General features: G+C 61.9%; 20 protein-coding genes. 11 read left to right on the forward strand and 9 right to left on the reverse strand.

Features of this window, described 5'->3' with window-relative positions:
* Positions 1-241: 241 nt before the first annotated feature.
* From V6U71_RS05155 to V6U71_RS05185, 7 genes are all read left to right on the forward strand, one after another.
* On the forward strand, positions 242-1,912 hold the full coding sequence (locus tag V6U71_RS05155) for an AMP-binding protein (protein WP_411341238.1): 1,671 nt from the start codon (positions 242-244) through the stop codon (positions 1,910-1,912).
* Between the two features lie 85 nt (positions 1,913-1,997).
* Complete coding sequence (locus V6U71_RS05160; protein ID WP_411341239.1) at positions 1,998-2,933, forward strand: SDR family NAD(P)-dependent oxidoreductase; 936 nt, start codon at positions 1,998-2,000, stop codon at positions 2,931-2,933.
* Positions 2,934-3,636: 703 nt separating this feature from the next.
* Complete coding sequence (locus V6U71_RS05165; protein WP_411341240.1) at positions 3,637-4,569, forward strand: LysR family transcriptional regulator; 933 nt, start codon at positions 3,637-3,639, stop codon at positions 4,567-4,569.
* A gap of 354 nt (positions 4,570-4,923) precedes the next feature.
* Positions 4,924-6,183, forward strand: coding sequence for an acyl-CoA dehydrogenase family protein (locus V6U71_RS05170; RefSeq protein WP_411341241.1), 1,260 nt, complete (start codon positions 4,924-4,926; stop codon positions 6,181-6,183).
* A gap of 257 nt (positions 6,184-6,440) precedes the next feature.
* Positions 6,441-7,934 (forward strand): class I adenylate-forming enzyme family protein, encoded by a 1,494-nt coding sequence (locus V6U71_RS05175; protein ID WP_411341242.1) that lies wholly within the window; start codon positions 6,441-6,443, stop codon positions 7,932-7,934.
* A gap of 73 nt (positions 7,935-8,007) precedes the next feature.
* Positions 8,008-9,309, forward strand: coding sequence for an FAS1-like dehydratase domain-containing protein (locus V6U71_RS05180; RefSeq protein ID WP_411341243.1), 1,302 nt, complete (start codon positions 8,008-8,010; stop codon positions 9,307-9,309).
* 55 nt (positions 9,310-9,364) lie between these two features.
* A complete protein-coding gene (locus V6U71_RS05185) occupies positions 9,365-10,021 on the forward strand; it encodes a flavin reductase family protein (RefSeq protein ID WP_411341244.1) in 657 nt (218 codons plus the stop codon).
* 269 nt (positions 10,022-10,290) lie between these two features.
* Here the strand turns inward: V6U71_RS05185 and V6U71_RS05190 are convergent, their stop codons facing one another.
* The 5 genes from V6U71_RS05190 to V6U71_RS05210 all read right to left on the reverse strand — a co-directional run bounded on the left by V6U71_RS05190 (position 10,291) and on the right by V6U71_RS05210 (position 16,252).
* Positions 10,291-11,328, reverse strand: coding sequence for an alcohol dehydrogenase catalytic domain-containing protein (locus V6U71_RS05190; protein WP_411341245.1), 1,038 nt, complete (start codon positions 11,326-11,328; stop codon positions 10,291-10,293).
* A 230-nt stretch (positions 11,329-11,558) separates the two neighbouring features.
* Complete coding sequence (gene ribB, locus V6U71_RS05195) at positions 11,559-12,671, reverse strand: 3,4-dihydroxy-2-butanone-4-phosphate synthase (RefSeq protein ID WP_411342316.1); 1,113 nt, start codon at positions 12,669-12,671, stop codon at positions 11,559-11,561.
* 92 nt (positions 12,672-12,763) lie between these two features.
* Entirely contained in the window at positions 12,764-13,843 is a 1,080-nt protein-coding gene (locus V6U71_RS05200; protein ID WP_411341246.1) for an acyl-CoA dehydrogenase family protein, read from the reverse strand.
* Positions 13,840-15,048, reverse strand: coding sequence for an acyl-CoA dehydrogenase family protein (locus tag V6U71_RS05205; RefSeq protein WP_411341247.1), 1,209 nt, complete (start codon positions 15,046-15,048; stop codon positions 13,840-13,842). Before V6U71_RS05205 ends, V6U71_RS05200 begins: the two co-directional genes overlap by 4 nt.
* Before the next feature lie 46 nt (positions 15,049-15,094).
* Entirely contained in the window at positions 15,095-16,252 is a 1,158-nt protein-coding gene (locus V6U71_RS05210; RefSeq protein WP_411341248.1) for an acyl-CoA dehydrogenase family protein, read from the reverse strand.
* Positions 16,253-16,495: 243 nt separating this feature from the next.
* Between V6U71_RS05210 and V6U71_RS05215 the strand changes: the two genes are divergently transcribed.
* The 4 genes from V6U71_RS05215 to V6U71_RS05230 all read left to right on the forward strand — a co-directional run bounded on the left by V6U71_RS05215 (position 16,496) and on the right by V6U71_RS05230 (position 20,968).
* Complete coding sequence (locus tag V6U71_RS05215; protein WP_411341249.1) at positions 16,496-17,269, forward strand: enoyl-CoA hydratase/isomerase family protein; 774 nt, start codon at positions 16,496-16,498, stop codon at positions 17,267-17,269.
* Positions 17,270-17,402: 133 nt separating this feature from the next.
* Positions 17,403-18,578, forward strand: a complete 1,176-nt coding sequence (locus V6U71_RS05220) for an LLM class flavin-dependent oxidoreductase (RefSeq protein WP_411341250.1) — start codon at positions 17,403-17,405, stop codon at positions 18,576-18,578.
* A 99-nt stretch (positions 18,579-18,677) separates the two neighbouring features.
* The gene (locus V6U71_RS05225; RefSeq protein WP_411341251.1) at positions 18,678-19,559 is read left to right on the forward strand and encodes an SDR family NAD(P)-dependent oxidoreductase; all 882 of its coding nucleotides are present in this window, start codon (positions 18,678-18,680) and stop codon (positions 19,557-19,559) included.
* Between the two features lie 632 nt (positions 19,560-20,191).
* A complete protein-coding gene (locus V6U71_RS05230; RefSeq protein ID WP_411341252.1) occupies positions 20,192-20,968 on the forward strand; it encodes a GntR family transcriptional regulator in 777 nt (258 codons plus the stop codon).
* Here V6U71_RS05230 and V6U71_RS05235 read toward each other — a convergent pair whose 3' ends face one another.
* Genes V6U71_RS05235 through V6U71_RS05250 form a run of 4 tightly spaced genes read right to left on the reverse strand, consistent with a single transcriptional unit; the run spans position 20,969 to position 25,408 of the window.
* Positions 20,969-22,924 (reverse strand): cellulase family glycosylhydrolase, encoded by a 1,956-nt coding sequence (locus tag V6U71_RS05235; protein ID WP_411341253.1) that lies wholly within the window; start codon positions 22,922-22,924, stop codon positions 20,969-20,971. It abuts the gene before it with no gap.
* Positions 22,921-23,793: a phytanoyl-CoA dioxygenase family protein gene (locus V6U71_RS05240; protein WP_411341254.1), complete on the reverse strand. Its 873-nt coding sequence runs from the start codon at positions 23,791-23,793 to the stop codon at positions 22,921-22,923. The genes V6U71_RS05235 and V6U71_RS05240 overlap by 4 nt, the downstream gene beginning before the upstream one ends.
* Positions 23,790-24,608 (reverse strand): phytanoyl-CoA dioxygenase family protein, encoded by an 819-nt coding sequence (locus tag V6U71_RS05245; protein WP_411341255.1) that lies wholly within the window; start codon positions 24,606-24,608, stop codon positions 23,790-23,792. Before V6U71_RS05245 ends, V6U71_RS05240 begins: the two co-directional genes overlap by 4 nt.
* Complete coding sequence (locus V6U71_RS05250) at positions 24,605-25,408, reverse strand: phytanoyl-CoA dioxygenase family protein (RefSeq protein WP_411341256.1); 804 nt, start codon at positions 25,406-25,408, stop codon at positions 24,605-24,607. The genes V6U71_RS05245 and V6U71_RS05250 overlap by 4 nt, the downstream gene beginning before the upstream one ends.
* Positions 25,409-25,474: the final 66 nt, after the last annotated feature.

Here is a 25,474-nt window from a genome sequence, read left to right on the forward strand (position 1 = left end):
TGCGAGCGGGCGAGCCGCGCGACGGCGAAGGACGCCGCCGTGGCGATAGGGCGCGGCGACCAAAGTCAGGGGAGTTCAAACTGGTCCGATGCGGGTTGCGCATTGGGACGCGCGGATTGGTTATGGAAGCATCGGCGTGGCGGCAGTAGCTTGCCCGCCGGCGGACGATGATCGGGACGTTCCCGGCGATCCGCCTCATCCACCGATGACAAAAAGCCCAGAGGGACAATGAATACCGGCCATGCCTAAAGACGTTCTCGATCCACGGCCGCGCGCCTCGAAGGAGGTTAAGCTCACGCAAATCCGCGAGGACCGGGAACGGCTTCGGTTGCGCTGGCATGCCGAAGGCTTCTATGGACAGGAAACCATCGGCGATATTCTGCGGATCGGCGCGCAAACCTATCCTGACGCGAAACGGCACTTCTACTCCGCCGAAAGGCCGGAGCGCGTGTTCACCTTACACGAAAGCTATCATCTGAGCCTGACCTACGCCGCGCGCTTGCAGGCGTTGGGAATCGGGCCGGGGGACGTCGTCGCGGTCCAGATGCCCAATTGGTGGGAAGCCGTGATCCTGAGCCAGGCGATCATCATGGTGGGCGCGGTTCTATTGCCCATCATACCCATTTATGGGACGGGAGACCTGCAATATATTCTGGCGACCGCCAAGGCGAAGATGCTGATCGTACCCCAGCGGACGCGCAATATCGACTTTCTGGAGCGCCTGGAATCGCTCGGTTCCCTGCCTGATCTGGAACATATCCTGATTGTTGGCGAGGAAGTCCGTCGCGGGGCCATGAACTGGGATCAGTTCCTCGCTATTGCGCCGCCGCCACTGAAAACGGTCGATATTTCCCCCGACAGCATCTGCCTGTTGATGTTCACATCGGGAACGACATCCGCGCCCAAGGGCGTCAGACATACCCACAATACGCTGATCGCTGAGACGAAGACCTTCCCCCTTTACCGTCCCGCCGATCCGGAGAATCCGCTATTTCTGTCGGCGGGGCCTTTCGGTCATATCGGCAGCGCTCTGGAACTGATCAGGGGATCGCTGACGGGAAACAGCAATATTACGCGCGACCGATGGGACGCAGAGGCATGTCTGGACCTGATCACGCGGCTCAAACCATGCACCAGCAACGGCGTGCCGTTTTTCATGCTCACGCTGTTCGACCTTGTGGACAAGGGCCTGGGAGACATCAGCAGCCTGAAATATTTCACAATGGGCGGGACATCGATCAGCCCGTCGCAAATCCTGCGGCTTGAAGAAGCGGGAATTACGGGCCTGCGGACCTATGGGGCCACGGAAATGCCGACGATCTGCGCGGGTCGCAAGGAAGATCCGATCGGGAAGCGGGCTTATACCGAAGGCCGGCTTCTGCCGGGCGTCGAGGTCCGGATCGTCGATGACGAAGACAATGACGTCGCCGATGGAACATCCGGCGAGTTGCTGGTGCGCGGGCCAGATCTCTTCGTGGGCTATCTCGATGAGACGCTTGATCTCGACGCATTCCTGCCCGGCGGATGGTTCCGCACCGGCGACATTGTCGTGCGGGACGCAGAGGGATATCTCACCATCGTCGACCGGAAGAAGGACATCATCATCAGGGGGGGCGAAAATCTTTCCTCGAAGGAGATTGAAGACGCCCTGTGCGGCCATCCCGCGATCTCGGAAGCCGCCGCGATCGGCGTGCCGGATCCCCTATATGGCGAAAAGGTCTGCGCCTTTGTCTCTCTGCGCCATGGCCAATCGATAAGCCTCGCGGCGGTACAGGCTCATTTCGTCGAACTCGGACTGGCCAAGCAGAAAATTCCGGAACAAATCGAAATCGTTCAGGATTTTCCCCGAACGCCGCGAGGCAAAGTGAAAAAGACCGATTTGCGGGCTTTGCTGCAGCCGCACCCGGCTTGAGATATTTCGCCTGATAGGCCCGAATTTCCGCATCAATGAGCGCGTTCCTGACGGATTTGGCCCGACAGATTTGGAGAATGATCCCGTGACACCCAAGCTTCGTTTCGAAAACAAGGTCGCCGTCGTGACTGGCGCCGGCCGCGGGATCGGTCGTGCCGAAGCCATACTGCTTGCGGCCAATGGCGCGAAGGTGGTCGTCAACGATCTGGGCGGCGCGCCGACCGGTGGAGGCGGCGACAGGTCGTTCGCAGAAAACGTCGTAAGCGAAATCATTGCCGCGGGCGGCGTGGCGGTAGCCGAAACGTCCAGCATCTCCAGCATGCAGGGGGGGCAAGCGGTGATCGACGCCGCGCTCGACAATTTTGGGCGACTGGATATTCTGATCAACAATGCCGGAATTCTGCGGCCGTCCAAGGTGCAGGACCTCTCCGAAGAAGATTGGGACGTTGTTCATGACGTCAATCTGAAGGGCTATTTCGCGACGATCCGTGCGGCGGCTCGTATATTCATCGAACAGCGCACCGGCGGCGCCATCGTCAATACGAGTTCGGCGTCAGGTCTCGGGCATTATGGCATGTCGGCATACAGCGCCGCCAAGGAGGGGGTTGTCGGTCTGACGCGCTCGGTCGCCCGGGATCTTGGGCAATTCGGCGTTCGCTGCAACGCCGTTCGCCCCTCTTCTGCGATCACCAATATGAAGATACCGCTGTTGGAGCAGCTGATGGCCGAATCCGTCGAATTGGGAATGACGGGAATCTGGAATCGCACGGCTCGGTCGATGATCCCGTCCCGGCCGGAACATGCGGCCGCCTTGGCGGTCTGGCTGTGTACCGACGCCACGGCGCATGTGAGCGGACGCGAATTCTATGTGCAGGGCGGCGAAATCGGACTTTTTCCCGAGGTCGAAGTGATGCGGTCGACATTCAACCCAGCCGGGTGGGATCTTGAGAGTCTCGACGATCCAGGCGTTACCGAGCAGTTGGTCGGCGACGTCAAGAACAGCTGTGTGCGGATGCCGTAGGGATTAAGCCCGCCGGTCGAGGCGATCATTGTGTTGCTCGAGCAGCGCAGGGATCAGCCTGACGAATTTCCATAACTTCTGGAACGCGCTGCATTCAATCGGGCGCAGGGATAGGTACCGCTTGGTGTGCCATCGGTCCGCCTGCCCAATTACGAAAGCCGCCCTTGCCGGCGGAGGTGGACACCGGGCGGGGATTGCAAACTGCACACCGTGATCCGCGGCGTTCAAGACTGTCCCGACAAGCGCTTCATCGAGCGCTCGTTGAGCATCTGCGCGTCCATTGGAGCGGCGCTCCACGAGCAACGCCAAGGACGAGTTGACACCCGCCCATATCTCTGCGACATAGGACCAATAGCGGAACATAGATTCCGTATATGAGACAAGGAAGAGGAGCATGGCATATGCACATGAATTTTCATGCCTTTCCCTCGCCCCGTCGCCGGAACGGAGGCAAGTCGGTTTGCTCGACCTTCGCAGGCGATCGCGCCTCCATCTTCCGGATAGAGCCTGATATTCTCGGCCTCGGCAAAGCCCGGCGGACATCACTCGGGCTGATGGGGCCGAAGAGGGCGACGATCGAGCCTTTCGGAGCAAGGCGAGGGAAGAAGATGTCTCGGCCTTTGAAAGGATTGAGCTGCATCCAGGGGAGGCGGGCAGTGTCGCCGCGCTCTTCCCAGGCTCGGAACAATGGAATGGTGCTGTCATGAGATTGGATTTTGATCGCGTCCTCAAATTCGCCGTGGTCGCGCAGGAATTGTCGTTCACGCGGGCTGCCGACCGCTTGTGTACGGACCAGCCGTGGTTATCGCGACAGATCATGCAGCTGGAAGGTCGGCTTGGGTTTGCGCTGTTCAAGCGGGAAGCCAGCCGGATCTATCTGACGCCGGATGGCGAGGAATTCTTGGCCTATGCTGAAAAACTGGCCGAGATCAGCGAGTCAACCACACGCAAGGCAGAGGAGATGCAACGCCGGCGGAGGCTGAATCTGCGGATCGGTGTGGCGCGTTTTACATACTGGTTTCAGGCGAGAAACATGCTTCTCGAGGAATATAAGGCCGTCCGGTCGGGGGTGAACCTGGATCTCACCGCCACGGAGACGACCGAGGGCGTGCTGGAAATGTTGCGCAACTGGACCGTCGACGTCGGACTTGTAATGGGTCCCGTCGGCGAGCCGGATATGGAGGAATTGTGTCTTGAACGCGGCCACACGACATTGTCGATCCCGGAAGAGGATCCTCTCGCGGCGGCTGAATCGGTAGCGCTCTCGGATCTGCGTGGTCGCAGGGTTGTCGTCACCCCGGTGTCGAATACCGCCCGGCGCGACTTCATCTACGGATGGGTCGACAAGGTGGGCGCCATACCGGTGATGGTTCCTGAAGGGCATGCCTTCATGGCCGACGCTGCCGAGCGCGAAAGACTATTCTTCATCAATCTGGCTCCCGGCGAGAAGAACCTCCCGCGCTTTGTGAGACGCCCGATTCACGGCCCGAAGCCGCGCGCCCATCTCTATCTGGTCAAACGCAAGGGGATAACGTCGCCGGCGATGGATCGCCTTTGGCGCCTCGGAGAGGAACTGGCGATGCAACAGGAGGAAGCGCAAGGTGCAGCCGATCGGGTGCTTCAGCCGGCATTGTGATCTGGAGGTGCGTCGCCGATATTCATGATGTCGCCGCCTCCGCAACGGGAGATCGCTGAAGCCACCCAACCGGGGATGGGCGGCATCGGGACTTCGGCCGGGTCGTCGCAGGACACGCCCCTGCGACGCAGGGAAGACTATGTTCGACCAGAGCTGTGTCATCGCCGCAGTGGCTCATTGCGTCCCGAGGACGATTCCGCGGCGTTTTTCCTCACGTTGGCGAACCTGATGCCTGCCTTGGGCAGCGGCTGAAGGACAGTCTCACATTCCGCCATGACTTCCTACCCTTGGCCAGCGGCCTCGTGGAACGCTGAAATCGGGCCATATGGCCAGTTTCAGGGAATATCAGAGCCTATGAGCACCGATTCATATCATTCGCGAGAAAATCCGGCAGATGGAGATGGCATAGATTCGGCGTGCTTCGATGGTCCGGGAGACAGCTCGATCACCGACTTGCGTCACGATCTTCAGGCATTCCGCGAGGGTGTGCGGGCATGGGTCAGAAAGGTGGCCCCTCCCGAACAGGCGCATCGCTGGCAGCAGGCAAAGGGGGCTGCTCAGGTCGAGGTCCAGAGATGGTGGATGCGCGAGCGCAACAAGGTCGGACTTGCGACGCCCCACTGGCCTAGGGAATATGGAGGCGCAGGCCTCAATCTCGAGCATCAGATCATCATCGCCGATGAATTCGCCAGAGCCGATGCGCCGGAAACATCGGCCTTCACGGTGGCGATGAACCACATACCGGCGACACTCATCCCCTATGGTACCGAGCATCAAAAGCGAAAATATCTGCCCACCGTCGCCCAAGGCACGGTCTGGTGTCAGGGCTTCTCGGAACCGGGCGCGGGATCGGATCTGGCGGCGCTGCAAACGCGCGCGGTCAGGGACGGCGATCACTATGTCATCAACGGCCAGAAAATCTGGTCGTCGCATTCCATGTATGCAAGTTGGGCCATTCTGTTGGCGCGCACCGATCCGGAGGCGCGCAAGCAGGCCGGGATCAGCTATTTCATTCTCGATATGAAGGCGCCGGGGGTAGAGGTGCGCCCCATTCGCAAGTCGACCGGCGCGTCCAATTTCGCGGAGTTGTTCCTGACCGATGTGCGTATCCCGATCGAGGATCGTGTCGGCGAGGAAAATGAAGGCTGGGCGGTGGCGCAGGCGACGCTTTCGGCGGAGCGCGGCGTGCTCGCGTTCGACCGGCTGGAGCGCGAACGCGCCACCTTGCAGAGATATTATGAGCGGGAGCTTGTCAGCAATGCGGCCTGGCTGAAAGACGATCAGCTTCGGCGGGAGTTCATGCGCCTTTTTGCCGAGCAGCATGCGGTGCGCCGGCAGATCCGGGCGCTGCTGCGCGAAACGAGGGAGCCGGGTGTCTGGTCGATGACTCCCTCGCTCGTGAAGCTCCTGAGTTCATCGTTGCGCACGCGACTTGCCGAACTGCAACTGCGCATCGCGGGCATGGAGGGGCAGAAGATTGGCCCGCAGGACACGGTGCTGCCCGTTCCCATGTATGACTATCTGGACTCCTATGGCTCTACGATTTCGGCGGGTGCGAACGAGATCCAGCGGAACCTGATCGCTGAGCGTGGGCTGGCCATGCCGCGGGGATAATCCCCTGGGAAATGTGCCGCTCCTTGCCGTCAATGCGTCATTGACCTGTCCGGATGCCATACTCTCCTTGGATTTGGTCCTCGCGCTCGCGAAGGATGAAGGTGGAGCTTTAACGGGTTTCGCCCGGCGTTTCGATGGGGTCTGCTGTTGGAGGAAAGCTTTGTCCGTCCCTGGTCGGAGCGCGACATGGCAATCTTCATCCAGAAGCGCCGGGACGGCAATTCAGGACATCTCCGTCAGGTCTCATTGAGGTAACGATGCAACTCGCCAAGCGTCTACAAACTATCTTCGCCATAAGCCCCGAATCCTGGGCGCTGGAGTTCGAGGGGCATCGATGGTCCTGGGGCGAACTGAACGGCGTTGCCCTGACGATTGCGGCGGCCTTGCGGACGGCGGGTCTGAAGGAGCACGACGTCGTTGGATGGGCGGCGCAGAACGTACCTTCCTCGGTGGCGTCCCTGACGGGGCTTGTGCTTACCGGGCATTGCGCCTGTGTCCTGAACCCTCATATGGCCCCGCAGGTTCTGGCGGACGAGATACGAACGCAGCGTTTCCCGCTGATCATCGGCGACCCGCAATTCTGGGCGATTCCCGGCGTGGTCGAAGCCGCCCGGGCGTCGGGCAGCGCGGGGATCGTCGCGAGCTGGTTAGGCCTCACGACCGCGATCGAACCTTATCCGGGACTGGAGCTCGTCGGTCCGGGGGCCCACCGCGATCCTATGCCGGGCTTTGTGATCGAACGGGTGAGCAGCGGCACCACGGGGCCGCCGAAGCGGACCCCCCAGCGCGAGGACGCGGTCCTTGCCTCCCTGTCGCTCGGCCAGCGGAAGGAAGCGGGAGTTGACGAAGGACCGCCCAGGCTGAGCCAGTCTCCGGCGCTCGTCATTCGTCCGCTCGCGCACTCCGGCTCGTTCGCGGTGCTGCTTGCCCTCTATTCCGGCCGGCCGATCTCGCTGCACGAGAAGTTCGACATCGAACGGACGGTCGACGCGATCGGACGATACCGTCCCAAGGTGCTCTCGCTGGTCCCGGCGATGATCAGGATGATCTGGGATGCGCAGGTTCCCCCGGAGCTTCTCTCCAGCCTCATTGCGATAAGAACCGGAACCGCGCCGCTCGATACCGATCTCCAGGAAGCGTTTGAGGACAAATATGGCGTTCCCATTCTCTGCGATTATGGCGCCACGGAATTCGGTGGCGTCGCCGGTTGGTCGTTGGCGGACCACAAACGCTATTCCCGGGAAAAACGCGGCAGCGCCGGCCGGCCGATAGTTGGCGCCCAGATTCGCGTGATGGACCCGGTGACGGGCAAGGAAATCCGCGACGGCGGCATCGGCTTGCTGGAGGTGCAGGTCGACAAGAAGACAAGCGGCTGGGTCGGCACCAACGACCTTGCCCGCATCGATGAGGACGGCTTCCTCTTCATCCATGGCAGGGCGGACGACGCCATTGTCCGGGGCGGATTCAAGGTCCTGCCGGAAGAGGTTGCGAACGTGCTTCGCCGCTATCCCGGCGTCGAGGACGCCGCTGTTGTCGGCGTTCCCGATGCCCGTCTGGGCCATGTGCCGGTGGCGGTGATCGAGCTTCGGGATGGAGAGCATGCCCCGGATGAGGGCGCGGTGAAGACATTCGCGAGGGAGCATCTCACCCCCTATCAGGTCCCGGTGGCCTTCAAGTTCGTGGACAAGCTTCCAAGGACCGTTTCGATGAAGATCATCCGGTCCGAATTGCTTGCACTGGCGATGAGTTAGCCGATCCGCCGCCAGGGTTGGCGAGAATGATAGAAGAGAACGGCGATCCCCTGACGCCGCTCAACGACCAGGCATGGAGGAAATCGTGTCAGACACAGCAGAGCAGGCAGCGGCCAAGGCCATCGATGCCCGGATCAAGGACGAAGATATCGAACGCCAGCGGCGCCAGATGGGCGTGCCTCAATCGACGCACGGCATGGCCTATAACCGGATCGTCTCCGAAGACGGGATCAGGCACTTCGCCTTCGGTTTCATCGGCGATGACAATCCGCTGTGGCATGAGCCCGAATACGCTCGCACAACCCGTTGGCGCGGCCAGATCGCGCCGCCCCTGTTCGCCACCACCACGGGCCTGAATGAAACCCCGTCTCCCGCGACGCCTGAGATGAAGGCGCTGTTCAAAGGGCTCTACAAGGGGGTCGGCCGCTACAATGTCGGGACGCGGTGGCTGCTGTTCAGGCCAATGCGACCGGGCGACCAGCTTTATCACGACCTGAGTGTCGATGACGTTCAGGTCAAGGAGACATCGTCCTTTTCAGGCGCGCGTACCGTGCTTGAAACCTATCGGCACCTCTATGTGAACATGGATGGCGAGCCTGTGGCCGTGCGCTACGAAAGCTTCGTCAATGCCGAAAGGGGTGGATCGAAAAAGGTCAGCCGCCACGCCGACATCAAACGGCACGCCTACACGAAGGAAGAAATCGAAGCGATCGACCGCTTGTACGCAGCGGAGGAAAGGCGCGGTGCAGAGCCGAGATGGTGGGACGACGTCTCGGTCGGGGACCAGATCGTGCCGGTGGCCAAGGGACCGCTGGGCATGGTGGAGGTTATCGGGGCGCATATGGGCTGGGGCCTGGGCGCGACGTACGGCGGCGGCCCCTTGCGCTATGGCTGGAAGATCCGCCAGAAAATCCCGGCTTTCTACAGCGAGGATCGATATGGGGTTCCGGCATCCATGATGCGCGTGCACTGGGACGCGGAGCGCGCGCAGGATCTCGGGCTACCAGCGCCCTATGACTACGGCCAGATGCGCTCCAACTGGCTTACCCACGCTCTTACCAACTGGATGGGCGATGAAGCCTGGATCATGTCGATGCAGACCGACGTTCGGATGTTCAATTTCCATGGCGACACGACGGTCATCACCGGAAGCGTGGCGGACAAGCGCATCGATGGTATCCATCATGTTGTGGAACTCGACCTGAAGGGGACGAACCAGCGCGAGGAAACCTCCTGCACCGGCAGGGCCGTGGTCATTCTGCCGTCGAAAGCCGGCGGGCCGGTGATCCTTCCCGCGCCGGACGTGGCGCTCGCGGAGCGGGGCGCGACGATGATGGCCGACGCCGCGGCCCGCATCAGGGAGCGGTCGAAATAACTGCCAGGGCAGCGTTTTTCGCCGCTGCGGCTGCATGGAAGAAGGGTTGACCGTAGTGCGATTCGACATGGCTGAGCTCGACCGCGGCGCGCGCTACAAGATCGTCAATTCGACCATCACGCCGCGGCCCATCGCCTGGGTCACGACGGTGGGAGAGTGTGGGCTGGTTAACGCCGCGCCCTATAGCTTCTTCAACGCCTGCGGGATTGAGCCGCCGCTGGTGATGCTCGGCCTGCTCAGGGATATGAAGACCGGCGGGTACAAGGACACGGCGACCAATATTGCCGCGAGCGGAGAGTTTGTGGTCAATCTTGTCGGGGAACCGGACATTGAAGTGATGAACCTTTCGAGCGTCGACGCGCCGCGCGACATCGGCGAGATCGACTATGCCGGGATCGAAACCGCGCCATCGGAGGCTGTCACACCGCCGAGAATCGTCACGGCGCCGGTCAGCTTTGAGTGCCGCAAGGTCGAAATGCTCGACATCGGCAGGTCGCAGACCGTGGTGATCGGGGAGATACTGGTCGCGCACGTCAAGGACGAGTTCATCACCGATCCCGCGAAGCTCTATTTCGACACGCCGGCGATGAAGCTTGTCGGGCGCACGCATGGCGCGGGCTGGTATGCGCGGACCAGCGACCAGTTCAGCATCGACCGCCCGCGCTTCGACCCCGATCGCGCCGAAAGGACCCGAGGCAAGAGCCGGCTATAAGCGAAGAGGTCGCGGTCGGAGCCACCCGGCTCAACGCCGAGGGCCGCTCGCCCAGCGATTCCTGGCCGCTATCGAGGTAGAAGTCATATCAATGGTGAATGCCGGCGCGGCGTGTCCAACCTCTCCAACTCGCATCCGGCCGGACAGGCGCTTCATTCAAGGCCGCCGCCTTTCACGAGTTCGACGCCGCAGGATGATGAAACTGCGAGGTTCGTCGCAAAAACTGGGGATGTGGGAAATCCCGTAAGCCCCGAGGTTAGGGTCTGTGTCTATGGTTTCATCATCACCTTCAGCACGTCACCGCTCCGCTTGAGGCAACGTTCATAAGTATCGAGACCGTCGCGCAGCGCTGCGGTCGTCGTGATGAGTCTTTCAGGACGGATGCGTCCCGATTGCATCATTGGCACCAGATCTCCCCAATAGCGACTGACTTCGGTCATCATACTGGCGCGGATCGTGATGCCCCGGACGCAGGCCATTATCGGGACGCGGAAATCCAGATTGCTGTCGACCCCAAGCACGTTGAGGTTGCGCCCGGTCCCCACCAGCGACAAGGCAAGGTTCACGGTATTTGTGCCGCCCACGGCCTCGATCACGCTATCTATCATGCGGCCCGAGGTCATTTCGGCGATGATGTCGACGAGATTATCGGGTGGTAGCGCCACCGCGCCCAATTTGCTTGCGCGTTCCCGACGGTCCTCGATCGGATCGATAGCATAGACGACGGACGCGCCCATCACGAGCGCGAGTTCGACGGCCATGAGGCCGATTGGGCCGAGGCCGACCACCGCCACGCTGCGGCCGGGCCCCACCTGTGCGCCAACACAGCCGGCATAGGCCGTCGGCACATTGTCGGTTAGAAGAACTGCCTGCTCGTCGCTCAATCCTTCAGGAATTCGAGTGGCATTGAACTCGCCGGCCGGTACGCGGATGGCTTCGGCCTGGCATCCTTCGAGCAGGCCGCCGATGCCATAGACTTCCGCCGGCGCCTTTTCGCAACGCTTTATCTCCCCGGCAAGGCAGGATCGACAGGCGCCGCACCCTGTGGCAGCGGAGAGCATGACCCGGTCGCCAACCCGTAGGGAGGATATTGTGCGTCCGGTTTCCACCACCTCGCCAACTGCCTCGTGCCCGATGCAATAGACGGGCCGTGCAGAAGGCGTTTTGCCTTGGAAAAGATGCAGGTCGCTGCCGCAAATTCCGCAGAGGTTCATCTTGACGAGGATGTCCCCGTCCTGCTCGATCCTGGCGTCCGGCATATCTTCATAACGAAAATCGCCTTTGCCGTGCATCACCAAGGCCTTCATCTTTCCCCTCCTTCTTTGCCAGATTTTTTCGGGCGTTCGTCTGTTTCATCTTTCTTCAGCCGCTAGGCGTTTGAGAGCCTCACGAACGAACCACGGCTACCATCCTCTGCGCTGGTGGGGGCCGCTTCGATCTGCTTCTGGCAGGGCATATATCGAGCGGACCATATGCCACGGATGACTGGCGGCTATGCGATCACACAGCCGCCAGCGCGGATCTTGCGGAACTCGTCTCAGAGCGGGCGCTCCGCGACAATGTTCAGGCCATAGCCGTCAAGCGCCACCAGCGTATGGTGGGAGTTGGTCAGCAGGATCATGTCGTGGATGCCGAGTTCGGCGAGAATTTGCGCACCGACGCCATAGTCCCGCAACTGCTGGACTTCGGCGAATTTTTCGGTCGCGATGGCATTGGCTTCCTGCGATAACTTCATTTGTGGGTTCAGCAGGATGACGACACCGACTTTTTCCGCTGCGATCGTCTCCATCGCCTTTCTGAGCAGACCCTTGCGCTCGCCCGTCAGGGCGAGAGTGTCGGCGAAAAGCCCCAGAGAATGCATGCGGACCAGTGTCGGCTTGGCAGGATCGATCTTGCCCTTGATAATCGCTATGGTTTCGGTGTCGATCGACTTGTTGCGGAAGGTGACTGCCGTCCAGTCGCCGCCCCAGTCGCTTTCGAACTTTGTCTCGGCGACCCGCTCGAAATTGTGGTCATGGCGCCGGCGGTAGGCGATGAGGTCCCGGATCGTGCCGATCTTGAGGCCGTGAAGCTCCGCGAAGCAGACGAGATCGTCGAGCCGTGCCATCGACCCGTCGGCTTTCATGATCTCGCAAATCACCCCTGACGGATTGAGGCCGGCAAGGCGCGCGACGTCCACCGCCGCCTCGGTATGTCCGGCGCGCACGAGCACACCGCCAGGCTTGGCGATCAGCGGAAATACATGTCCCGGCGTCACGATATGCTCGGGTCCCATGGCCCCGTTGATCGCGACTGCGATCGTTCGGGCGCGGTCGCCCGCCGAGATGCCCGTGGACACACCATCCCGCGCCTCGATCGAAACAGTGAAGGCCGTTTCGTGGCGCGTGCCGTTTTCCGGGCTCATCAACGGGAGGTCCAACTGATCAACGCGGGTCTTGGTCATGGCCAGACAAATCAGCCCCTTGCCGTGGGTGGCCATGAAGTTGATCGCCATTGGCGTCGCCATCTGTGCGGGGATGACGAGATCACCCTCATTCTCACGATCCTCATCGTCGACGAGGATGAACATGCGGCCGTTCTTCGCTTCGTCGATGATCTCCTCGATCGGGGACAGGAATGCGTGCCGCGGCGCGCGAAGAGGGACGATCATGGGTCGTATGGCTCCAGAAAGGTTGAGAGGAATCGCGCTCGGCGTTCCGGCGTCGCACGGCGTCGCAGCGCCTTGTTCGTCCAGGGCTGCCATCACCACCCCGCGAGGTCGGCCGCTTTGGCGAACAGACGGTCTGGCCGGCCTCCCCACGCGAAGTCGAACATCGCCCGTTTCAGCCAGATCTGGGAATCATATTCCCACGTAAAGCCGATGCCCCCGTGAAGCTCGGTGCCCAGACGGGCGGTCTGCAAAAACAGGTCGGCGGCATGCGCCTTTGCCAGACAGGCGGCATGGCTGGACCGTTCGCGATAATTTTCGAAGGCATAGGCCGCGAACCAGTAGAGGCCCCTTGTCGGGATCACTTCGACGGCGAGGTTGGCGAGTTGATGTTTATAAGCCTGGAACTGGGCAAGCTTGGCGCCGAACGCCTCGCGCACCAACGAATAGTCCTTGGTCATGTCGAGAATGCGGGAGGCTCCGCCAAACGCGTCCGCTGACAGTAGTACCAGCGCGGCGTCGTGCATTCGCGTGGCGCCGGCCGGGCCATTCTCCAGCAGCTCCGCCTCCGCGTCCGAAAATTCGACGGCGGCGAGGGGCCGGGTCACATCGATGCCGTCCATCGCTTCCGCCGTCGCCGTCGGAGTACGAGCCTCCACCACAGCCAGCTGGCCGCCCGCGAGCCCCACGACGAACATGTCGACGATCTGACCGGCGGGGACATTGATCTTGCGGCCGCTGATACGCGATCCATTCGGCGCGAGACTCCAGTCGTCCGGGCCCCAGCTCTCATTTCGATCGGATAGGGCGACCGAGGCGATCTTCTCGCCGCTCGCGAGCAGGGGAAGCCATTTCTCCCGCTGTTGCTCACTGCCGCCTTCGGCAATCGCGATCGTCGCCAGGACATGCCCCAGGAACGGCGTCGCCGCCCCGGCATAGCCAAGCGCCTCGGCTACCAGCGCAAGCTCGATCATCGTCAGTCCGATGCCGCCAAATTGTTCCGATACGGCGATGCCCGGCACCCCGAATTCGACCAGGTCGCGCCATGATCCTTCATCCCATGATGCCTGACCATCGACCACGGCCCTGAGGCGTTCGTGATAGCCGGCAGCTGAAACGATGCGCGCCACCGCGTCCTGCAACTGATGTTGCTCTTCCGAAAGTTTGAAATTCATTGTTCCATCCCAGCGGCTTCGCGCCCGCCGACATTGTCCCGCGGCAGGCCGAGAACACGCTCACCGACGACGTTGCGCTGGATATTCGATGAGCCTCCTGCGATGGCGATCTTCAGGCTGTGAAACGAATTGTAGATCCACTTGGCGTTGCCTTTCAGACCATCCCTTCCTTCACCGGGGCTCATAAGAAGGTAATCGTCCGCCAGCAGGTCGCGTGTCAGTCGCTCGACCAGGTGGATCGTGTCCGTCAGGTAAAGTTTCTGGGTGAGCAGATAATCGCCTGAAGGCTCTCCGGCCGCTTCCATGGAAAGATCGCGGTAGGTCGAATAGCGCATGGCATAGAGCCGGGCCTGGACACGCGCGATCTCCCGGCGCAGATGCGGCTCCTCGATAGCGGGCTTTCCGTCGCGTATCGTCTCGCGGGCGAGCTTCACGATACGGCGCAGGATGGTGTCCAGCCAGTTCACGCTGCGGAAGCCAGATCGCTCGTGTCGCAGGGTCGTGCGCGATACGGCCCATCCGTTGCCGCGCTCTCCCACAACCCACTCGGCTGGCGCCTCGGCATTGTTGAAGAAGACCTCGCAGAATTCCGATTCCCCCGTGATTTGCTTGATCCGGCGGATCTCAATGCCGGGCTGATGGAGGTCGATCAGAAGATAGGAGATTCCCAGATGCCGCGGAGCGTCTTCGGTCCGCACCAGCGCATTCATATATTGGCACTTGTGCGCGTTGGAACTCCAGACCTTCTGGCCATTGATGATCCACTTGTCGCCGACCAGTTCGGCGCGCGTGCGCAGGGCCGCCAGATCGCTGCCCGCATTGGGTTCGCTATAGCCCTGGGACCAGAGAAATTCCCGGCTCATCGTCCGCGGGATGAAGAAGTCCTTCTGCTCCTCGGTGCCCCACTGCAACAGGACCGGGATGACCCTGTTGATGCCGATGACCTCGGGCTCCCTCGGCGCGCCCGCCTTGCGGAACTCTTCCTTGATGATTTCGCTTTGCAGGAAGTCGAGCGGCCGCTCTCCGCCGCCATATCTCGCGGGGATATGACGGAAGATGTACCCAGCTTTCGCGGCGCGGCGATGGAATTCGGCGGTCCGTTCCCGGAGGTCGCCAAGAGAGTCCGGAAGGGGCCAGTTCGCCGCCAGAAAGGCGCGAAGCTCCTCCCGATAATCATCGTATTCCTTCGAGTACGACAAATTCATCTGGTCCTGTGTCCCTTCACCTGTGCCTCGGGATCGGCGTTGCCGATCAAATCCCGAGTTCCGTCGTACTGTGTCCCTGTCGCGTGATGGCGGCGAGGGCGGTCGCCGCGAAATCGCGAAGGGCGCGGTTGTCGGCGGCCAACGCCTCGTTCAGCCTCGCCCGCTTCGCATAAATGTGCGGATCGAACTCCCAGGTATGACCGACGCCGCCATGCAGCTGGATGCAGTCACCCGATACGAACGCGAACGCTTCCGTCGCGCCTGCCTTGGCCAGCGCGGCCCACATGTCAGCATCAAGGGAGTCGGCAGCGGCGCTTTCGACCCCTTGCGCAAGCAGGTGCCGTTGCACAGCAATGCTCGCGATCATGTCGACCGCGCGATGCTTGATCGCCTGGAACGAGGCGATCGGCCGGCCGAACTGCACCCGCGTCTTGAGATAATCGATGGTCTGCGCCGATATGTTCGACGCCGCGCCCAGGCTATCGGCCGCTAGCGCCAGCGCCACATGGCGCTGAAGCCGCCGCCCGATATTTCCGTCCGGATCGGGCAAGAGTGCGATTGTGGGCGCTTGAGCGCAATCCAGCGCGCAAATCTCGCGCGTGGGGTCCCAGATGTCCCGGGGACTGAGTGTCACACGGCCTGTCGCGGGTTTCAGCAGAGCCCAAGCATCGACCGTTGGTCCCGATCCGACAGGTGCGACGATCAGTCCCGTGTCGGCCGAGCCCAGCACATCCAGTTGCCCCGACAGGGTTGAGCCGGTGCGGCTCAACATCGGCCCGGAGCCAACCGCGACCGGTATGGCCACCTTGAGTTCCCCGCTGGCGATCAGGGGCAGATGCTCTGCCTGAAGCTCTTCCGATCCAATCTCGGCAAGCCACTGGGCCGCGCTCAACGTCGCGACGAAGGGGCCGGGCGCGGCGCGGCTCCCCAATGCCGTGTGCAGCGCTTCCAGCCCATAAGGCCCTACGTTCATGCCGCCAAATCTTTCCGGCAACGCCGCGGCCATCCAGCCGAGTTCCGACGCCCGCTTCCAGACCTGTTCGTCGAGATCGGATTTGCCGTCCATAAAGGAATGCAGGGTGAGGCTGTCGCATTCATCCGTCAGTACACGGGCCATGCTGTCGCTCAGGGCCTCGATCTCTTCCTGGTACATCAATTCGTCATCGCCCCCTGAAGCCGGCAGCCTGATATTCGCAATGTTCACTGGCCGCATTCCACGGACCTGAGCGAAACCAATTGCTCACCGGATTTTCGGAGTTTTGGCGCCCTTGTCGCCAGGGGGAGTAACGCATGACGCTATGCCAGCCCCTATGGCGTGGCCGATCTTTACCGGATTTGAGAGAGCCGGCTCTGCCGAACGGGCCGATAACCGGTTTGACACCCGTCGCGCGCTGTTTAATGTATTACAAATGGGATAATTATCTCATATATGAGATAGGTGGGACGAATGTATCAGGAAAATTCGCTCGAGGTTGACCTTCGGAAATCCGCGCTTTGGATCAAGCTGGTCGACACGCCGCAACTTAATGCGGACCTCATCGATATCTTTCGTGAGGCCAGCGCGGACCCCGATGTCCGGGTTTTGGTGTTAACGGGGGCGGTCGAACGGATATTCTGCGTTGGCGGCGGCGGATCGGCGGCGCCCAAGGATCAGCGGAAGCGCAACGCCTATTGGGTCAAGGGTATGCGGCAGGCCCGGGAGCTGATCCTCACCATCCTGGACTGCGACAAACCGGTGATCGGCAGGATCAACGGGCACGCGGTCGGCAAAGGCTGTTCCATCGCACTGTGTTGCGACATCACCATCATGGCGGAGGGCGCCAAAATCGGGGACACGCATGTCCAGGTGGGGCTGGCCGCCGGCGATGGGGGGTCGCTCCTGTGGCCCAATCTGGTCGGCTTGATGCGGTCGAAACGCTTCCTGCTGACGGGCGACCTCCTGACCGGCCGGGAGGCGGCCGAGATCGGCCTCATAACCGAGGCGGTGCCGGAAACCGATCTCGATGCGCGCACGGATCATTGGGTGGAGCGGATGATCGGCGCGGCCTCTTCCGCCGTGGCGATGACCAAGCGGGCGCTTAACGCCTCCCTGCGGCAGCAGGCCTCCACGCACATGGACATGTCGCTCGGCCTTGAGACCCTGACCTTCCTGACCGACGACCATGAGGAAGGTGTCGCTGCCCTGAAGGAAAAAAGAAGACCGAAGTTCGATCGATCATGAATCCTGGCGGGCGAGGGGGAGCAGGGTGAACAATCAATTGACAGTTCCCGGTGTGTCTGACAGGATATTATATGCAGAACACATGTCTTATATATGATACGTTCGGGATCGAGACCATCTAAGGAAAATCATTATGCGCATGAATTTCGGCGTCTTTCTTTCGCCCTATCACGGGCCTGGACAAAATCCGACCTTGGCGATCCAGCGCGACTTGCAAATGATGGAGGCGTTGGATGCGCTCGGTTTCGAGGAAGCCTGGATCGGTGAACACCATTCTGGCGGGTTCGAACTCATCAGTTCGCCGGAAGTGTTCATCGCCGCAGCTTCCCAGCGTACGCAGCGATTGAGGTTCGGCACGGGGGTCGCGTCCGTGCCCTATCATCATCCGCTCATCCTCGCCGACCGGATGGTTCTGCTCGACCATATTACCCGGGGCCGTGTCATGTTCGGCATGGGGCCGGGGTCGCTTGTGACCGACGCGCGCATGTTGGGCATGGATTACAACATTCAGCGGCGGCGGCTTGAGGAGGGCGTGGAAGCGATCGCGCATCTGCTCAACAATGACGAACCCCTCACGATGGAAACCGATTGGTTCAAGCTTTGCGACGCGCGGTTGCAGCTTTCTCCCTTCAACCCCTCCGGCATCGAACTTGCCGTGGCGGCGGTGCGGTCGCCGACCGGGCCGCGTCTTGCGGGCCGTTATGGCGCCGGTCTCCTCGGCGTCGCCGCAACCGATGACCGGGGCGGCTTCGAGTATCTGGCCAATACCTGGCAAGAGGTGGAATCTGCGGCCGCCGAATATGGACAATCCGCGGATCGCCGTAGCTGGCGTCTCATCGCCCCGATGCATATCGCTCCCACGCTAGAGCAGGCGATCGAGGACGTCAGATATGGATATGCCAATCAGCGCCGCTTCGAATCGACCGGTCCCTTCCGGATCGAAGGCGCGCCCGACATTGAGGATATCCTTGCCAATACCGATCATGAGACGTTGATCCATGAATCGAACGCTCGCGGCTATTCGGTCATCGGCACACCGGAAATGGCCCGCAAGCAAATCCAGCGTCTGTGGGACAAGTCAGGCGGCTTCGGGTGCCTTCTGGTCCGTATGACGGATATCGCCGATCCGGCGGCGACATTACGGTCGCTGGAATTGTTCGCCCGCCAGGTCATGCCTGAGTTTCAGGGTTCGATGCGGCGCCCCCTTGCTTCGTGGCTGAATATGTATGGCGACCGGGATGCCGTAGGCAGTCAATTCCGTCATGCCCAGGATATGGCCATCGCGAAATACGCTGAAAAGGTGACCTAAGGGCAAATTATGCCGACAGCACATATCGACATGATCCAGGCCGGGAAGCGAAATCGACAGGTTACGACGTGATGCGCAGCCGGATAGGGGAGAGATGGGGTGATTGACCTCAACGGAAAATGCGTCGTGATTACCGGGGCTGCGGCGGGAATTGGCCGCGCCTGCGCCATGGCGATAGCGTCGCGCGGCGCAAAAATAATAGTCAATGACATCAACGGCGACGAACTGGACACGCTCGTCTCGGAAATCGGCGCGAGCGGTGGAATTGTCATCGCTCACGAAGCGAACATCGGCAACTGGGACACTGCGGGCGGTTTGATCGGGCGCTGCGTGAAGGAATTCGGTTCGATAAGCGGATTGATCAATAATGCCGGCATTTTTCGTATGGCAATGGTTGAGGACCTCAATCCGCGCGATCTCGCCACCTTGTGGGAGGTAAACGTCCTAGGAACCATTGCGTGCAGTCATCATGCCCTGCGCTTCATGCGCGCGGCGGGCGGCGGTTCAATCGTCAACACTGTATCGGGCGCTCAATCTGGCATGGTCGGCATGGCAGCCTATGGCGCGACCAAGGGGGCGGTGGCGTCCTTTACTTACGCGTTGGCGGCTGAAGTGGAGGGAAGTTCAGTCAGGGTGAATGCCGTGTCGCCTCGTGCGGGCACCCAGATGCGAGACATATCCAGTTCCTTCCGGTCTGCGCATGGTATGTCCGCAGGCGCAAGCCGTCCAGAATCGCCGTTCCTGAATACCCCGGTCTATGAATATCTGCTTTCCGACGCATCGAGGGAAGTGAATGGGCAAGTGGTGAGGATCAACGGACTCGAACTCTCGCTCTGCACACATCCCCAAGTCATGGCGCCGGTTCTGAACCAGCCGGTCTGGACAGCCGAACTGGTGGATGAGGCATTCCGCTCCGCTCTTCTTGCTGAACAGGCTCCGCTCGGGATAGGAGCGCCTGTGGAGGTTTTGCCTAAGCTTTGATCTCAGGCCGACATAGCACGCGGTCTATCACTTCCCGTGGACGGCCTGCTGGAGAGGCCGTTATGGCCTGCTGCCGGTTTGATAAAAAACCCGATAAGTTCATTCTCGACGCGTCGTCGTCGATTAAATCACACGAGGCAGCAAGGATCCCTACGCTCCTTCACCGCATTGTACCTATGTCTTAGGCAAGTTGATTGATCATTCTGGCCGTTCTCCCAAGCGTGGTAGCCGGACCGGGTACAATCTCTGCTTTCGCATCATCCGTCCGAAACCCGCCTGTCTCTTAACGGCCACAGTCATTCGTTGGGCCATTTTCGATTGTCCGGGAATAAGAAGGAAAAACCACGTGTCGTCGAATAGGCGTTACGGCCGCTGCGGACCTCCGCTACCAACCAATCCAAATGATTGAAATCCTAAGGGTGGCCTTGCCACTCGCTCACGAATCGCTGCACAATTCCTTTGCTCTGGGGTATCGCGGGTAACATTCAATTGGCCGCTTTGCGCCTCATAGCTGACATTCTGCGGATTCGTCCCATTGACCGAAGCTAGCGGTCGACGCGGCGCATCTTTGTCCGCAACCGGCCAAAAGACATCGGCTAGACACGCGACGGATTTGCCGTATGGAAACCGGTGTGACGACCGATATTCCATCTATTTCGACCTTTTCGGGGCAAGGCGTATCGGGTCCGTTCGATCCGGCACAGAATCCTTCGAAAGCGGCCGCCTTCTGGCTGCGCCGCGATATCGTGCGCGGGGTTTTCGAACCGCATGAGCGATTGAAGGTCGAGCACCTCGTCCAATTCTACAGCGTCGGCCATAGTCCGATCCGCGAGGCGATCTTGCTGATGTCCGAAAGCGGCCTGGTCGTGCACGAGCATCAGAAGGGCTATCGCGTCGCGCCGGTATCGCTCGACGATTATGACGATGTGCTGTCGGTGTATCAGCGGCTTTACAAGCTCTCGATCGAGATGGCGATCGACCTTGCCGACGATGAATGGGAAGAACGCGTCGTCGTCCAGCTCCATCGTGCGTCGAAGGCGAAGGTCGTCGACCCCGACGGTGAGGCAGAAGCACGCGAGCAGTGGCAGCGCGCCTATTGGGAGTTCCACGGCGCGCTCGTCTCGGGCTGCCGCTCGCCGCTGTTGATGCAGTTGCTCGGCGACATCGGCTTTCGCCTCGAACGCTATGTGAACCTGTTTGCCGAACCCAGCGAGGGGCGCAGAAGCGCCGATGGCGAGGTATCCGGCATGCACCGCGCCATCGTCGAGGCGCTGGTCGCGCGCGACAAGGCCCGCACGCTCGCATTGATCGACGACTATTTCGCGACCAGTCAGCCGGTGCGCAACACGATCAAGGAACGGCTGCGCAGCGGCGCGAAAGCCAAGCGCGGACGCAAGCGTGCTGCCTGATCAGGCGGATGGAAGTATCTCCACCGACATCGCGCCGCTGACCGCCGCGCGGATGCGCGCGCGCTGACGCGCCGGTTCCAGATCGACCTCCGCGGGCACGCCTTCGCAGCGCAGGACGAAACCGTCCGGATAATGAGCCAGCGGGACATAGATATCGGTCGCCCCGGCAATATCCGCGTCGGCATCGATCGCCGCCGTGAAGCGGCGCATTTCACGCTCAAAACGCACGCTGCGGATACGGCCCTGCGCGCGGCGCACCCACGGCCGGCTGAATCCCGGCACTGCGCGCCCGCCATCGCCCGGATCGCGGCCGCCGGTCTGCTGGTCGATAGACCAGATCGACAGATCCTCCTGGTTCCAGCCGTCGCCGATGCGCAGGTCGTTGCGGTTCGACGCGGTGTAATTCCACTGCGTCGAATGCAGGCCGAGCGCATCCATCGCGTCGTACATCAAGGTCAGAGCGGCTTCGTGCTGCTCCCACACATCGCATTCGCCATTCGCCCAACGCTCATAGGCTTCGCCTTCGTCGAGGTCGTAGGGAATGCCGAATTCGCCGATCAGCGTCGGCGCGCCGCCGCCGGGGAAGCCCTCGCTTTCTTCGGCGAAGCTGCCGAGCTGACGGCGATAGCGCGCGGCGATGGCATCGAGCGAGGTTTCCGCCCGCCCGGTCGCCGCGTCGCGGTGGTTCGCGGGGTCGAAGCGCTTCAGATACAGCATCCCCATGTCGTACCAGTGGCTCGCATTGACCGTGCGCTCGGGCAGGCGGGTGGGGAATTGCCGCCCCGCGATATGCGCGAACACGTCCATTTCCGCGAAGATCGACCAGTCGGGCCGATGCTGGCGGATCGTGTCGGCGACCTTCCGGAAAAAGGGGCGATAGACATCCTCGCTCGGGTCGATCGCGGCGAGCACATCGTCGCCGGCGGCAACGGCCACGCCGTCTTCGATGCGGTAGCGGCCGGCCGCCTCGAAGGGGCAGGCCGCGGCATCGCGCCAGATCGACACGCGGTCGGGATTGAAGATGCGCGTCGTCGTGGGGACCGCCGCACCGGCCTCGTCGCGCGTCAGCACCGGCACCTCGACCGACAGGCCCCGCGCCATCGCAATCGCATCGAGCGGCGCAAGCGCCGGGCCGATACGCGGCCGTTCGGGATTGGCGTCGGATGGCGCGAGGTGCCGGTAAGCGATGGGCTGGCCGGCCCAGCCGAGACTGGGTTCGTTGAGCGTATCGAAGCCGATCACGTGCGGCATGTCGGCCAGGCGCCGCGCGATCTCGTTCATCGCGCCCAGATAATGGCGCTGCAGATAATCCTGCACATTGACGCCGTCGATCAGACAGTCGGGCGTTATCCGTTGCCCCGCCCAGAAGAGCGTCCACATGATCCCGTTGGCGGGAAGGCGGTAATTCGACCCCCAACTCATCTGCGGATATGCATCCTGCCTTCGTTCGGGCGATGCATAGTCGTAGCGCGCCTGCATGACATGCGCCGCGCCCGCGGCGTCGAATTTCGTGAAGTCGAGACCGACCGCCTCGAAGGTCCAACCGGGGGCGCCGTCGCCGCCTGACATCCGGCTCCACACATCCTGATGGAAATCGACGAAGAGGGTGAGGCCATGCTCGCCCGCCTTGCGCGCGATCGCGGCGAAATAGTCGAGATAGGCCTCGTCATATTGGCCCGGCCCGGCATGCTCGACCGCCTCCCACGTCGTCAGCAGCCGCAGCGTGTTGAAGCCCCAATGCGCGATGCGTCCCAGATGCGCGTCGGCCTCTTCGATCGGGAAGGGTCGGCCGACGAAGGATATGCTGCGATGATCGCCAAAATCGCTGTAGACATCGGTGCCTTGCCCCGGCGGTACCTTGCAATCGCCGCCGAGATTGACGCCGCGCAGCATCACCTGCCCGCCGTCGGCGTCGAGGAAAAGCGGGCCGTGCTGGCGGATCGGCAGCGTCGTCATGCGCGCTTGGGAATGATGCCCAGCCGCTCGGCGCGTTCGCGCCATTCGAGGCCGGCCGCCTCGGGCCAGGGTTCGGGATCGGGAATGCGCCCGGCTTCGAGCGGCCAGGTGACAGGCGTCGCGCCGCCGTCGATCACCGCGCCGTCGGCGATCGCGTCGCGGTCGACCGAGGGGTGCGGCCGCGTCCCGCCACGGTGCGATCCGTCGGCGAAATAGATGGCGGTGTAGACGCGGCGTGTCTGGTCGGAGCGGTTCGCCTTGGCCATATGCGTCGTGTAGCCGTTGTGGAAGATCACGTCACCCGGCGCGCATTCGATGAACACCGGCGGCGTATCGGCATATTTGTCGACCAGCCTTTTGCCGTCGCCCGGCGTGCCGAAGATGTCGACATATTCGGCCTCGCCGCGGTGCGAGCCGGGGACATAGCCCATGCAGCCCATCGCGGCGTCGACCTTCATCAGCGGGATCCAGGCGGTTGCGGTGTCGCGTTCGACGATCGGCCAATAAGGCTGGTCCTGATGCGCCTCGGTCTCGCGCCCGCCCGCTTCCTTGTAGAGCGCCTGATCGTGCCACAATCGTACCTTGTCGGCGCCGAGCAGCGCCGCGGTCACTTCGCCGACATTGGGGTGAAAGGTGAGCGGCCGGACGCCGGGAAAATCTTCCCAGATATACTGGCACTGGAGGAAGCTTTGTTCGTAGGGCGATTTCTCGTCGAGCGTGCGCGTGTCGCCGGCCTTGCGCGTGGCGACCGCTTCGTCGACCGCGGCAGCATAGGCGGCGAGTTCGTCCGCGGGGATCACGCCGGGGACGTGGACGAAGCCGTCGCGGCGGAAGGCTTCGGCATAGGCGGCGAGCTGGCCCGGCGTCACGGTCTTTTCCCGCCCTTCAGGATCGGGAACTGCCGGTCGGGATCGGTCTGGGGTACGCGCTCGCCCTCTTTCGTCCACGCCTCCGCGCCGTCGGGGGCGTATTGGAGGATATAGGCCTTGCGCACGGTCCCCGCCTTAAGGTTCGGACCCGTACGATGCGGCGCAAGCGACGAGAAGATGATGATGTCGCCGCGTTTGCCGGGCGCTGGGACGGCGTCCTCGGCCTCCTCGAGGCATTTGAGGCCGATCGGGGTGATCCAATGCTCGAGGGTGCCGAGCTTGTGCAGCCCCGGTGCGATCCACGGACAGCCGTTCTCGACATCGACGTCGACGAGCGGGATCCAGAAGGTGAGATATTGCTGCGGCTCGATGAAGGTATAGCCATTGTCCTGGTGCCACGGAAATTCCTGCGGCTTGCCCGATTTCTTGTACACCGACTGATCCCAATAGAGGCGCACATCGGGGCCGATCAGGTCGTGGCACACGTCGGCGATCACTTCGTGGGCGGCGAAGGATTTCAGGATCGGCGATTGCTTGACGATATGGCCGGTGAAGGTGATCGCATCGACCGACGAAATGCCCTCGCGGCCCTCTTCCTTGGCGCGGATCGCCAGTTCGTGCCGATGCTCGAGCGGATCGATCGCCGCCTCGACCGTGTCGAGTTCGGCGTCGGTGAAGGCGCCGCGCAGGATGAAATAGCCCTGTTCGTCGAACTGCTTTTTCTGCTCCGGCGTGACGCGGCGCAGCCCGGTGTCGGGCGCGTCGGTCCAGGTGAAATCCTTGTTCTGCGGATGGATGCGATAGGGGGCGTTCATGCGGCCTCGGCCTCTTGACGGCGGATGGGGATCCAGCGGTTGACGGGAGCGAGCGACGCTGCTGCTTCGGCGTTCACCGGCTGGGTGCCGGCGCGGCCGTAGTGATAGACCATCGCCGCGCGGCGCTCGTCGGCGACATTGTCGGTCGACATGTGCATCAGGAAGCTGTGGAAGAAGAGCACGTCGCCGGGTTCCATCAGCGCCGGTTCGCGCGCGCTGTCGTCCTCGCTGACGATTTCGGTATAGGCGCGGTTCGCGGCCGGACGGCGGTCGGGCACATGCTCGTGGATCGGGCCCTTGTGCGAGCCGGGCAGCACCCAGAGGCAACCATTCTCCAGTGTCGCACGGCTCAGCGCCAGCCACACCCCGACCTGCGGCTGGCGGTCGAAGCGGAAATAATAGCTGTCCTGATGCCAGGGCTGGCCGATGACGCCGGGGTTCTTGAAGATGAACTGGCTCTGGAAACAGTCGATATCGGGGCCCAGCAGCCCTTCGACGATGTCGGCGACCGCCGCGCTCTCGGCGATCCGCCGCGTCATCCCCTCGCTGTGGCAGTTGAAGACCTTGGCGATGCGGTCCTCGGGGTTCACCGCGCTGGGGCTCGGCTCCTTCTCGGGAAAAATCGCATAGTCGGGGCCTGCCTGATAGAGGGTCTCGCCCGGATGATCCTCGGGAGGGTTGGCGCGGATGCGCGCGATAACCTCGTCCTCGACTGCCTTGGCATCGGCAGGATCGACAAGGCCGCGGATCACGAAAAACCCTTGTTCGTTCCACGCTTTCAGGCGCGCTGCATCGTCCACGACTCTCTCCTCTCGAGTCACAATAATATATCTATTTTATCATTTAAAGCCAATTTTAGATCTATT

The sequence above is a fragment of the Sphingopyxis sp. J-6 genome (assembly GCF_046603995.1).
Taxonomy (GTDB): domain Bacteria; phylum Pseudomonadota; class Alphaproteobacteria; order Sphingomonadales; family Sphingomonadaceae; genus Sphingopyxis.